The sequence below is a fragment of the Chryseobacterium sp. genome, assembly GCF_019236175.1.
GTDB lineage: Bacteria > Bacteroidota > Bacteroidia > Flavobacteriales > Weeksellaceae > Chryseobacterium.
In genome coordinates this window covers 238,447-250,754 of the sequence record NZ_JAFAJM010000003.1, presented here as the reverse complement: position 1 = coordinate 250,754, position 12,308 = coordinate 238,447, and the positions used below count along the sequence as shown (strand labels likewise).

Annotated in this window: 11 protein-coding genes; 7 read left to right on the top strand and 4 right to left on the bottom strand. The window is 37.2% G+C overall.

Translation table 11 applies throughout. The features are described 5' to 3' along the window. The first annotated feature begins 41 nt into the window (after positions 1–41). Both JO178_RS02580 and JO178_RS02575 read left to right on the top strand, forming a co-directional pair. Positions 42–254 (top strand): zinc-binding dehydrogenase, encoded by a 213-nt coding sequence (locus JO178_RS02580; RefSeq protein WP_291931154.1) that lies wholly within the window; start codon positions 42–44, stop codon positions 252–254. A gap of 356 nt (positions 255–610) precedes the next feature. Then, the gene (locus tag JO178_RS02575) at positions 611–3,145 is read left to right on the top strand and encodes a TonB-dependent receptor (protein ID WP_291931151.1); all 2,535 of its coding nucleotides are present in this window, start codon (positions 611–613) and stop codon (positions 3,143–3,145) included. 187 nt (positions 3,146–3,332) lie between these two features. Here the strand turns inward: JO178_RS02575 and JO178_RS02570 are convergent, their stop codons facing one another. From JO178_RS02570 to JO178_RS02555, 4 genes are all read right to left on the bottom strand, one after another. Beyond that, positions 3,333–3,917 carry an NAD(P)H-dependent oxidoreductase gene (locus JO178_RS02570; protein ID WP_291931148.1) on the bottom strand — a complete coding sequence of 195 codons (585 nt, stop codon included), beginning with the start codon at positions 3,915–3,917 and terminating at the stop codon, positions 3,333–3,335. A 73-nt stretch (positions 3,918–3,990) separates the two neighbouring features. Further along, a complete protein-coding gene (locus JO178_RS02565) occupies positions 3,991–4,788 on the bottom strand; it encodes a helix-turn-helix domain-containing protein (protein WP_291931145.1) in 798 nt (265 codons plus the stop codon). Positions 4,789–4,873: 85 nt separating this feature from the next. Further along, complete coding sequence (locus JO178_RS02560; RefSeq protein WP_291931141.1) at positions 4,874–5,485, bottom strand: response regulator transcription factor; 612 nt, start codon at positions 5,483–5,485, stop codon at positions 4,874–4,876. Between the two features lie 18 nt (positions 5,486–5,503). Further along, positions 5,504–8,413 carry a HAMP domain-containing sensor histidine kinase gene (locus JO178_RS02555; RefSeq protein WP_291931138.1) on the bottom strand — a complete coding sequence of 970 codons (2,910 nt, stop codon included), beginning with the start codon at positions 8,411–8,413 and terminating at the stop codon, positions 5,504–5,506. A 787-nt stretch (positions 8,414–9,200) separates the two neighbouring features. Between JO178_RS02555 and JO178_RS02550 the strand changes: the two genes are divergently transcribed. From JO178_RS02550 to JO178_RS02530, 5 genes are all read left to right on the top strand, one after another. After that, on the top strand, positions 9,201–9,431 hold the full coding sequence (locus JO178_RS02550; RefSeq protein WP_291931135.1) for a hypothetical protein: 231 nt from the start codon (positions 9,201–9,203) through the stop codon (positions 9,429–9,431). A 30-nt stretch (positions 9,432–9,461) separates the two neighbouring features. After that, entirely contained in the window at positions 9,462–9,887 is a 426-nt protein-coding gene (locus JO178_RS02545; RefSeq protein ID WP_291931131.1) for a transposase, read from the top strand. Continuing rightward, complete coding sequence (locus JO178_RS02540; RefSeq protein WP_291931129.1) at positions 9,854–10,207, top strand: helix-turn-helix domain-containing protein; 354 nt, start codon at positions 9,854–9,856, stop codon at positions 10,205–10,207. The genes JO178_RS02545 and JO178_RS02540 overlap by 34 nt, the downstream gene beginning before the upstream one ends. 203 nt (positions 10,208–10,410) lie before the next feature. Further along, on the top strand, positions 10,411–10,968 hold the full coding sequence (locus JO178_RS02535) for a hypothetical protein (protein WP_291931126.1): 558 nt from the start codon (positions 10,411–10,413) through the stop codon (positions 10,966–10,968). A gap of 188 nt (positions 10,969–11,156) precedes the next feature. Continuing rightward, positions 11,157–12,287, top strand: coding sequence for a hypothetical protein (locus tag JO178_RS02530; protein WP_291931123.1), 1,131 nt, complete (start codon positions 11,157–11,159; stop codon positions 12,285–12,287). Positions 12,288–12,308 lie beyond the last annotated feature (21 nt).

Below are 12,308 nucleotides of genomic sequence, written 5' to 3'. Positions count from 1 at the left end.
GAATAAAATAGGATTGACCCTCCAATTTTTATGATACATTTTTGAACCCGGCTTTAGAAGAGAATCACCTGAAACCTGAGATAGACCGCTCATTTCCTTTATCCGATTTCAGAGAAGCTTTTAATTATCTGGAAAAGGGAAAACATTTTGGAAAGGTGGTGATCCGGTTTTCATCCTGTGTAGCATCCAATTTATCCATTTTCTATTTCATTGGCACACCTCATTTACTAATGACAAAAGCTTTCTCCCTTTAACGTTGACAATATAAGTGATCTGCAAGAGAGTTGTATGCACTACTTCTTTTTTAGCAATCAAACCTATTGCTTTACCAGATCATCGAATCGGGTGGATAAAACCTTTTTCCCAAATCATTTCCGGGCATGGAAAAACGGACTCCATGGGCAATCCTTATTTAAATCAATATATAAAGACAGACGCATGTACAGAATCTGAGAAACAGAGCAGTTGTAGAATAAAATAGTTTCAATAATAATTTTTTTTTAAAACACTTGTAGAATAAAATAAGCAAAATAGCTTATTAACAAAAAGTTAATCATTCAGTAACAAATACATACTTATTTTGCAAAGGTTTTAAAATATAAATTCACAAATGAGAAATATTTATTATTCAGCAATACTGCTGCTCTCAACATCTGCATATTATTTTGCACAGAAAAAACAGGATACCATTAGTATCGATGAAAAGAGAAATCAAATACAGGAAGTCATCATCAGTACCCAAAAAAGAGCCCAGTCCAAGATTGAAGTTCCTGTTACAGTAAGTGCGTTAAGTGGTCGTTTTTTGGATCAACTTAACTTGAAACAGATGGATGAGATGGCTAATTTTGTTCCCGGGCTGGAAGTTCAGCTTCAAAGCCCTAATAACCCCGGATATGTCATTAGAGGAGTCACTTCCGATAGTGGAGATTCCCGTGCACAACCCAGAGTTTCTATCTTTCAGGACGGAGTTTCTATTTCCAGGTCCAGAGCTTCTGTAGTGGAACTTTATGATTTGGAAAGTATAGAAGTTGCGAAGGGCCCTCAGGGAACATTATTTGGCAGAGGGGCTCAGATTGGGGCTTTACATATCATTCAAAACAAGCCGAAAAATAAATTCGGTGCCGAAATCAATACGGGATATGGAACTTATAATCACTCTTTCATCAACGGCTACATCAATACCCCCATTGTTAAGGATAAACTCGCCAATCGCCTGGCATTAGATTATGAAAGAAGGGATGGCTTTATCTCCAACCGATCGGGAGGAAGGCTGAACGGTAAAGAAGTCATTGCATTGAGAAACAGCACAAAACTCTGGTTATCTCCTCAAACCAATATGACATTGATTCTGAATTACCAGCACGATGATTATCCCGGTACAGGTTTTAAAAGTAAAAGATTTGCCCCTTTAGACGGAGATACGGATTCCAATACGTTTGCTGATTTGGAACAGGGCAAAAATCTCTATATCAAAAGAGATGTGGGCGGAGCTACTTTATTGCTTGATCATACGCTAAATGATCAATGGAAATTCTCATCAATATCAGGGTTCAGAGCTTTTAAATCTGATGAATCCTTTGATGCAGATGGTACCGCTGCTCCAATTTTTTGGGCTTCTGAAATTGCAAAAGGAACCCAGGCGAGCCAGGAGTTCCGCTTTTCCTTCAACTATAAAAATAAGTTTTCAGGTTTTTTGGGGACAAGTTATTTTTACGAAAACTCTACCCAGGCAATGCCAATGCGTATTGATGAAAGAGCTTTTTATCCTGCTTATGTAGGTCCTTTGTTAAAAGATGCTTTTATCCAACAAATGGCAGGGCTCGGAAAACAGCTGGGGTTACCTGCAGCACAAATTCTGGGGCTTCAGACTCAAATAGGCCAGATTCTGGCTACACCGCCAGTGATGACGAACGGACAGGTGAATTATGTTACTCATTTACCGAACTTACAGCCGTTTGCCTTACAACTGATCAATATGCTCACCGGAGGAAAAATACCTCCGGGAATGACCTGGGATCAATTGGTACAATCAGGGATGCTTCCCTCCACTGTTCCTAAACGATTCGTACAACTGATTTCTGTTATGAACGGCAGCCCTCTTCAGGCTATGCACACAGAATCTTTCACCAATAAAGGAATCAATAAGGCATTCGAAATTTTCGGAGATGCTACCTACAGCCTTACCGATCGGTTGAAATTCACATTGGGTCTGAGAGGCAGTTATGAAAATCAGAAAGGCGGATACATGGCTCCCGCAGCTAACCCACCGAGCGTTATCGGAATGATTGCCAATAATGGCTCACCCAATATCGTCAATCCTGTATCTAATGAAATGATCTATGCTTCCAAAGACTATTACTCTTATGTAGGCAGGATTGCTCTCAATTATCTGTTTGAAAAAAATAATATTTATGCCTCTTTTTCGAGAGGAAGAAGACCGGGAGTAATCAATATTCTGCCGTCTACAACTGAATTTCTAAGACCTGAAATTGTATACAGCTATGAAATCGGTATGAAGGGACTTCTTTTCGCTAAAAAATTAAGTTATGAATTAAGCTCTTATTTTTACGACTGGTCTCACTTTCAAACAATGGCTTATAGGGAGATGCCGGGAAGTATTGCCCCTATGCTGATGACTAATGATGGAGGTAAGGCACATACTTTCGGTGTGGAGACTGCTCTAAAGTATTTAATAATACCCGGATTACAAATTTTTGGAAATTATTCTTATATCGACGGTAAATTTGATCAGAACGATGAAAACGGCAACAGACAGGAATATGCCGGTCATCGTTTTCGACTAACGCCCAAACACAGCTATGCATTAGGAATTGATGCAAGTATTAAAACCGGAGCAACCTCCTCTGTTTACTTAAGACCGTCATATTCCTATCGCTCAGGAGTATTTTTTGAAGATAGCAACAGAGAAGATCTTTACCAGAAGGGATATGGGCTTATGAATTTCACGGCAGGTTTTACATTTAAATCAGGCAGTACAGTATATGATATTGGTGCTTACGGTAAAAATATACTTGATACCCAGTACATGATTGATGGGGGAAACAGTGGTGATATTATTGGCTTTCCCACATTCATAGGCGGTACAAGAAGTGTGGTTGGCGGACAAATAAAAGTGACCTTCTGATTTTTTATTTTACTCAATAAGAAAGGCTGCCCGGAATGAGCAGCCTTTTTCTTCATAGAGCATTAACCGTTTCATATTCAATGATAAAAACTGAAAAATCATGTCCCGCTGATATGCATCAGTATCGACTGTACCCCTCTTATTTCCAGATAAGAACAGAATATAATGATCTCTTTCCATATAATATCTATTGTTTTAAAAGGAATACATTCATGCTATGCAGCTTTATCCAACCGGCAAAAGCAATGATAAACTGACTGATAAAGGTACGTGTACTTTCTGTTACCAGACGATTGTCTGTATCAAAAATTGTTTCACTATTGCCAATATAAGCTTCTGGTTGCTGCATCACGGGCATATCCAGAAATACCAGCGACTGCCGCAAATGGTGGTTTGCACCGAAAGCCCCCATTTTACCGGGCGAAAGACTGATAATTCCGGCGGGTTTGCCTTCAAAAGCATTGTGCCCGTGCGGTGCAGAACCAACATCTATGGCATTTTTCAGAACTGCAGGAACGGAGCGGTTGTACTCGGGAGTGATAAACAATATGGCATCTTTGTTCTTAATATGCTTTCGAAATTCCTGCCAGCTTTGGGGAGGCTCTTCAGTTTCAAGATCTTCATTATATATCGGAAGCCTGCTGAGATCAATAATTTCAAAATCAAGATCCGGCAGATTTTCCCCCTGAATATACTGAGCCATCTTTAAGGTGAGGGATGCTTTTCTAAGACTACCCACAAGAATACCTATTTTGTACATTTCTTTTTTCATTGTCAAAAATTTCAACAAAGAAAAAAAGAACCGCCTGTAAAAAATAGAAGATATCCGACACAGGCTGCTATTTTTAATCCCATTCGGAAAAACTGGTAACAGGTCCCCGTGATTTCAGGAGGAACTGCTTTGGAGTACTTCCCGCAAATTCCCGAAATTCCCGGATATAATGGGATTGATCGGCATAGGAATATTCATAGCATATATCCGTAAAAGACCGGTCAGGATGGGACTCAAGAAAATGAAGAGCGCGCTGAAAACGTTGAATACGCATAAAAAGCTGAGGAGAAACGCCAAAGTAGGATTTTACCAGACGCTCCAGAGAACGTTCGGAAATCCGGAGTCCGTCACGGATTTCTCTCAGTGATATCAAACCATTATGGGTATTGAGTGTATTGAGCATATACCGGATTTCCGATTGGTCAGGAATTTTATTCCGTATGATCTGTCTCCATATAAAAACCGACAGCAGTTCAAGTTTTTCCGTTATCGTCCGGGCCTCCTGAAGTTTCTGGCATAAGCTGTTCCTGACAACCTCATCTAAGGTATAGTGATGGTTGGTCAGCAAATAAGCATCCACTCCCAAAATAGTTTTAAGGGCATCGGGTTGCAGACATACAATAATACTCAGGTACTTTCCTTCTCCTGTTTTCTGAGAAAACCGGGTACCCAATCCATGTACAAACAGTTTTGGAAAGGGATTCCCCTTTTCATCTTTGAAGCAGCCTTCACCCTGCTGAAAAATAAGTCCGGGATATCCGTCTGCCATTACTCTGAAGATTGTGGAGGAATCATCCTTATTTTCTATGATGAGGAAATGATGAATATAGGGTTTCAGATAAAACGGAGGTGAGATTTTCTGATAAGACATACTATAGACAAAATGATTTACTATATACTACAAATTTATAATGAATAGTCAGATTTTACTTCTTTATATACTTTTTCATCATCATTTAATGCATCATCTCATAGGCTTTGATTAAATCTGCAATATTATTGAGATGAAGCTTTTGAAAGATTCTTTTTTTATAGGTGCTTACCGTCGACATTTCTATACCAAGCCTGTTGGCGATTTCCAGATTTCCGTTTCCTTCAGCCAGGAGTTTAAAAATTTCATATTCCCTGGAAGATAATTTTTCTTTAGGGTCCATTCTTTTATTTTCAATAATAAGCCCTATCAGTTCCTGAGGATAATAATGACCTTTTTCAAGAACCAGTTTTACAGCATTTCTTATCTCTTCTTCACTGCTCTGTTTACTGATATAGCCCTCTGCCCCTTCACGGATATACTGAATGATAACCTCTTTATTAAATCCTGAAAAAATAAGGATTCTAAGGTTCTTCTGTATAGCTTTAAGTTCGGTTATCATTTTTCTGTATTGACTTCCCGGCATATCAAGATCCAGAATGAGAAGACTGTATTTTGTTGTTTTTAATAATTCTTTCACCTGATCATATTTTTCTGCAAAATCTATAATAAGGTCAGGATAGGCAGACTGCAGGATCAGGGCTGTCCCTGCTCTCACTACATGATGATCATCAGCAATTAAAATTCTTTCGTTCATATGATAATTTAAATATATTTAGTTTTTGTTAAGAATAATTTCAACAATAGTTCCTTTAGGGCTGTTTTTTCTGAAACGGATGGTGGCATCAATTTTTTTGATCAGATGAATCACCATATGCAATCCTATTCCTTTTCCTTTAAAGTCCCGGATCTCATTGGTAGAATGATTAAACAGATCCGTATACAAAGCGATTTGTTCAGAAGTCATTCCCGATCCGGTGTCACTGATCGTAATCACAATATTGTGTTCATTTTCAGTACTATCAAGAATAATTTCTCCATCATAGGTATTTTTAACCGCATTATCAATAATATTATGGATAATGGAGGATAAAATCGGCTGATTTATTCTGGTATATACATTTCCTCTTTCAATTCTGGTAATAAGGGTTCCTTTTTCATGAGCAATTTCTAAAAATAGTTTTTTCTTAGTTTTAAGAATTTTATTAATTGAATATTCATTTTCTTCAAAAATATTTTTAGCTTTATACAACTCAGCATATTCTTTTAAACTTAAGGTAAACTCATACAGCTGTTCTGAAGATTTATAGATACTGTCAAAATATTTTTTTTGAAGTTCTATATCATCAGATTCGTGCAGTTTATGGGAAAGCATGGCAATAAACCGGATAGGGGTAGTGATATCATGACTAATGGTCTCTACCAGTTTTTTCTGATACTCCGCTTCATTTTTCAAATCGGTTTTTAGCAATTCGATATTCAGAGAATTTTCTTTCAGTCTGGAATTTTTGCTTTTAACGATCTCTTTTAAAGCGTTATTCCTTACCCTCAGGTAATTGGTTGCCAGCCTGACAATGAAAATAATAATGATGAGCCCGATAATCAGTACTCCTATTTTAAAAAGCAGTGTCTGATAGAAAAAAGGGATAATTTTTAAAGCAATTGTTTTTTCTTTAAACTTTCCGTCAGCAGAAATAAGCATCCTTACATGCAGATGATAGTTTCCGGGTCCCAAATCACTGATGGCATATTTCAGTTCTTTTTCGGTATCCACCTGCTGCCATTCTGTATTTTTATCTCCCGACAGTCTGGCTTCCAGATAAAGATTTTCAGCATCAGAAAAATAAGGAATATCAAGATAAACATTGGCGACTTTATAGTCGCTGGCTAACGTCAGACTTTCTTTGAAATACTGTATGGCAGAATGACCAACCTGAGCTCTTTCTATGTAAATTTCCGTATGGTCCGGATAATACGTTTTTACCTCATCGGGATTAAAGAAAAGGAACCCGTCCATTGAAGGAAAAACCAAATCTCCGTTTTCAAGCTCATGAGACGGAACCCCGTTGAATTCATTCGTTAAAAGGCCGTCTTTTTTTGTAAACCGATAATAAAACACCGGTGTTTTAGGATGATCTGCATATTGAAGCAGTTGCTTTCTGGAGACTTTGAACAAACCGTTATTGGAAGATATCCAATAAAAACCCTTCCGGTCTGCAAAAATGAAATGGGCCAGTTGCAGATTTTTTCCCTTATCATAGGGCATTTTGATTACTTTCCCGTTTCTGAAGAGATAGAACCCGCTTTTATTGGTTGTAATCCAGAGCTGGTGGTCTGCAGTGTGTACAAAATTTTTAACTCTGATATTTTTCATAACAGACCGAATTGTATTTTTTTTCTCATCCAGTACAAAAAGACCGTCACTACCACCTATCAGGAATTTATGGTCATCATACTGATGAAAATCAGTAATCAGACTGTTAAAATTATAGACATGAGCGGGCTTTGCAAAAATATCTTCCTGGTACAGATACAGCTGATTCTGGTCAAAATTGAAAAACGAAAGCCCATAGAAATTTTCATCTTTTATAAAGGCTTTCAAACCCTGTTTTATAGAAAAGGAATCCTTTTTTTTATAATCCGAGTTTTTATAAAACCGAAAGATTTTTTTATCATCCCGAACCAGCATATTATGAGCCTGGTCATAAGCAATCATATAAGGATCGTTTTGCCCCATCAGATGGTTTTTTACAATACCTTTTCGCCCGAACTCCGTTCCATCCGTTGTGATGATGGTACTGCGGGTAAAAGGTAAGGAAGCGTAATATACATTATTGGCAAAATCCGTTTCTTTTCTGGCCACATAAAAGGCGGACAGCTGAAGAATGTTGAGCCCGTTATTTAAAGTTCCCAGATACAGTCTGTTAAAAGATTTATCATAAAACAATGCTGCAAAAGGATACTTGCTTACCTGATCATAGTGAACAAGAAAACGAAGAACCGGAGTCTCCCCTTTCATCTCAACAACATAAATATCGCGGTGATGGATAATAAATGTCTGGTTAGTGACTTGCTGCCAGTAGATTTTGGATTCGGGATCATTGAGTAAGCTCTTCCCGCTTATCTTAGACAGTTTTCCTTTATCGATAGCGTAGGTTGTTCTTTTTTTCGGATCATTGATGAACAACACTTCTTTGTCCATAAAAATATTGTGCAGGTCATTATTAACAAAAGGAAGACGGATCTTAATGTCTCTTCCTTGTTCATCAGTATACAGAACCGATTCTTTTTCCTTGAACTTATACTTTGTATCTTTCAGTTGTATAAAATAAGGGAGATCACGATAAAATATGGAAGTGGTAAATGTATTTTTGGTAATTCTGTGGATCAGTTCTCCGTTTTCTGTTTGCATTCCCCTGTCCTGTTTATTCAGAGGAACCTGTTGCAAGGTCCGGCCTTTAATCATAATCCTGTTTTCATCATAATCATTATGAACCGTGATGCTGTCCATAAGAGGGTTTCCCATAAACTCTCCAAAATGCAAATTGTTAAGCTTGAAATCGCTAAAAGTCTGCAGTGATGTTCCGTCATACCTGAGGATAGCACTTTCGGTTGAAATCCAGATAAAGCCATACTTATCTTTAATAATGGATTTGGCACTGCTTTGCGGAAATCCGTTGTCCATATTATACCAAGTGGAGGTATAACGCTGGGCATAAGTCGTTAAAAATATAAAAACAAAAAATAAAGTGCAGACTCTCATAAGGTCAAAACGGATAATATTTTTCGCAGGATACTGCCAAAAACAATGGATAAAAAATAAGGTTTACATCTATTTTTTTATGAGAGTAAAAAACGAAATACAGACTTTTCATCAATCATAAATTTTTCCTTTTATTGTGTTATTATTAAACGTATTCGTTTAAAGCACAAAGGTATAGAATTTACACTTATATATTGTAATTTCTAAAGTACACTATTAATATGTTCGAACATACCGTCAATACAGCATTTATCCAAAATATTCATCATTTGTGTAGTAAAAACTCTACAAAAAATCAGGATTAAATTCTACAAATAATCTCAAGTCACTTATTTTCTATATTAATATTTTTGCCTTATCAATTATTTTCAACAGAAAGACCGGATTCACATCCAGTTTTCATTATCTCTCTTGAAATTCTAAATGATAAGACTAAAAACACGACATACAATGAAAAATTTATTTTGGTTTTTACTCCTTGGCGCCCTGTTATGCATTAATGTTCTCTTAATCGTCTTTATGGGGTTTTAATTCTTTTCCAACAGATATCCTGCAGCTATTCTTCAAAACATTTCTGTCATCAACACTTCGTTTCCGGGAAGTTATTAATTTACCCTACCTGTAGTATAGTATAAATTTGACAATCGAAAGATCAATACTTCTACGTATTTTTTTTCGGCAAACGTTTTCGTTATTCTATTTTTACAAAATGATAAGAAGGTTTATGAATGGCAATAATTACAATGTATGGATTCAGGGATTTTGTATGATTCATACCAGAGATACAACCCATCTTCAGGAATTTATTAATCAGTATGATTCTTTTAATAATTACAGAGATTCAACGATATTCCATAATATTGTTGCTTATACTTTGTATCAGTCAGCTAAAATAAGCCCTTCGTCGCCACCCGTCATGAATAGTACCGGAAATCCTTAACTTATAATTGTAACCTTCATCCTTATAAAAATGAATTTTAAAGAAATTCACATCGGATCTTTAATCCATCAAAGAGTTGCAGAATCTCAGATAAAGCTGCCCCGGATCTGTCTTTTTTTTCAATATTCCGAAGAAGAGATAGAACATATGTATACACAGAAAGACCTCTCTACCGACATGTTGTTACGATGGAGTAAACTGCTTAAATATGATTTTTTCAGATTATATACCCAGCATTTAATATTATATTCTCCCCCTTCGGCATTCGACCCGGTACCCAGACAGACCCAGCTCCCCTTATTTCGGAAAAGTATTTATACAAAAGAAGTCATTGATTTTATTCTGAACCAGTTTTTATCGAAAAAAATGACCAAGGATGAAATCATAGACCGATATAAAATACCTAAAACAACTTTAAATAAATGGTTATTAAAACACACGGAACAAAAAAAATAACGCCTGATTTCAGGTGTATCTATTCGGATATCCTCAAACTCTATCCTGAAAAAGAAACCGAATGCAGGAATATACTTTCCAAAAAAGAACTGTCTGCCATAGATATTCTGGAGCTCAATAACAGAATCTTTGGCCTTTCACAAAAAGACAATCACAAATACCATGCTTATCAGCCTTCAGATATCCTGAGAATGCTGCATTATCAGAAAGTCAATAAATTAAATAATGTGCAGCTGGCTCATCATTTTAAACTCAGCCGAAATTCCATAACGAAATGGAAAAAAATGTTTCATGATGAACAGCAAAACAATCATCCATAAGAAATACTCATTATTGATATTTTTAAATAATTAAGTATAAATCGTTTCTTTGAGATTTATATTTTCACCACACTTATTGTAGCGTAAATTCTACAGGCTATCAACGAGTATATCTACACTTCTTTTTTCATCAGTTCTCTTCCTTGTAATAATTTTGCAGTGACCATGAAAAATCATTTTTTAAAATTAATATAACGCATACAATGAAAAAAATAATGATGTCTATGATACTTGGGTTTCTTATAGGTATTAATAACCTTTCAGGATCTCCCCTCCCATTCCGGCCAGTACAAGAGACGGTGATAAAAAAAATCAAAACCAAAACCAACAAACTGATCACCATATCATTGATCACGGGAAGCGGAGCAAGTGCAAATACCATTAAGATCAGCACTAAAGGTTTTCTGAAAGATGTTCCTGTTTTAATCAAAGATGCGGATCCTTTTAAAAAAGTATTGGTGGGTGACTTAGATAAAAATGGTTTCGATGAAATCTATATCATTACACAAAGTGCCGGCTCAGGATCCGATGAAACAGTGTATGGATATACTTCCCTGAAAGATCAGCAACTGGGAAAAATAAGCATTCCGAAATTGACCGAAAAAGGATATATGGGTCATGATGATTTCTCGCTTTCCGGGACCGTACTAAAAAGGTCCTATCCCGTTTATAAAGAAAAAGAGGCCAGCTGCTGTCCAAGCGGAGGAAGCAAAACGTTAACCTATACTTTAAAAAACACCCAGCTCATGCTGTCAAAGTAAAATAATGGAATCGGACCGAATAGCGGTAGCATAAGCTACCGGTGAACATGTGCAAGAACTTCGGTTATGGGCCTAAGCCTATCTGATCCGAAAAATACTTATACAATACGCCCTTCTTAAAAACACGCAAAAACCGAAGAACCCCATAGCATAGAGCTATAACATATATTATTATAAATTAATTAAGGATGAAAAAAAAGATTTTGACAATTTTAATACTAAGCAGTGCAGGATTTGCATTTGCTCAGGTTGGGATAAATACTCAAAAACCGGCTGCCACCCTCGATATAGTAGCCCCAAAAAATACGACCCAACCGGATGGTGCTATTCTTCCAAGGCTGACCGGAGATGAGCTGAAAGCTAAGGATAACCTCTATTCGACAGGACAGAAAGGAACCCTTGTGTATGTGACAGCTCCCGTCACCAGTTCCTCACTAAAAACATTCTATGTGACCTCCGAAGGCTATTATTATTTTGACGGAAACCGGTGGCAACAACTCAACAGCAGCTCTTTACCAGGCAGTAATATTTATACCGCTGATGGCTACCTTAGGGACAGCCGTACCGTAACTATGGGAACCAATACCCTCAGTTTCAAATCTGCGGCCACTACAGGAACCAGCCATTTCAATGTCGCCGGAAACACTCTGAATGTAGATGCCAATAATCTGAGAATCGGGATCGGAACCAATGCTCCGGCAGCAAAACTTCATGTCGTAGGCAATAAAACAGTGAATCTTGCCACCACAGACCCCAGTCCTGTAAAAGTGGGAGGCATGCCTCCCGGTCCGGCCAACGGAGCAGGTAATAAATACGTGACGGTGGATGCTTCCGGAGATCTCCGCCAGGGGCAGAATGCCATTCCTTTTATTTACCAGAAGTATATATTCAAAAATACATATTATGATTGGGTAGACGGCTATGATACCCTTATTCCAACTGATAAATACACGGTATTGATTATGGGATTCAGCTTTAATAATCTGCTATATACAGACAGAGGAACTAATAATAATAATGCCAACAGAGATTATTTCGGGCCTACCAATATAGTAGCCAATGCTGACCCTACTACCAAAACATGGAAAATCAGTGCAGACTATAAAGGTTCTGTGTCTAATGAAACTGCAAATAATGAATGGACGATTTACACCCTGATTCTGGATAAAAGCCAGATTATCCAAAATGCAGACCTTAGCCCTGATCTGCAAACTTGTACCCAAAACACAAGTGTCTATACGCCTGCCAGTACAACAAACGCTTCGCAATGTCCTACCATTATGAAGGCCAGTACTCCACCTGCCAATATCAATCCGTAAAACAAGTGAACTATTTATAAA

Bases quoted from the DNA above. Each gene is read 5' to 3' on its own strand.
- JO178_RS02575 (WP_291931151.1), top strand. From the start codon at position 611: ATGAGAAATATTTATTATTCAGCAATACTGCTGCTCTCAACATCTGCA.
- JO178_RS02570 (WP_291931148.1), bottom strand. From the start codon at position 3,917: ATGAAAAAAGAAATGTACAAAATAGGTATTCTTGTGGGTAGTCTTAGA.
- JO178_RS02565 (WP_291931145.1), bottom strand. From the start codon at position 4,788: ATGTCTTATCAGAAAATCTCACCTCCGTTTTATCTGAAACCCTATATT.
- JO178_RS02560 (WP_291931141.1), bottom strand. From the start codon at position 5,485: ATGAACGAAAGAATTTTAATTGCTGATGATCATCATGTAGTGAGAGCA.
- JO178_RS02555 (WP_291931138.1), bottom strand. From the start codon at position 8,413: ATGGACAACGGATTTCCGCAAAGCAGTGCCAAATCCATTATTAAAGAT.
- JO178_RS02550 (WP_291931135.1), top strand. From the start codon at position 9,201: ATGATAAGAAGGTTTATGAATGGCAATAATTACAATGTATGGATTCAG.
- JO178_RS02545 (WP_291931131.1), top strand. From the start codon at position 9,462: ATGAATTTTAAAGAAATTCACATCGGATCTTTAATCCATCAAAGAGTT.
- JO178_RS02540 (WP_291931129.1), top strand. From the start codon at position 9,854: ATGGTTATTAAAACACACGGAACAAAAAAAATAACGCCTGATTTCAGG.
- JO178_RS02535 (WP_291931126.1), top strand. From the start codon at position 10,411: ATGAAAAAAATAATGATGTCTATGATACTTGGGTTTCTTATAGGTATT.
- JO178_RS02530 (WP_291931123.1), top strand. From the start codon at position 11,157: ATGAAAAAAAAGATTTTGACAATTTTAATACTAAGCAGTGCAGGATTT.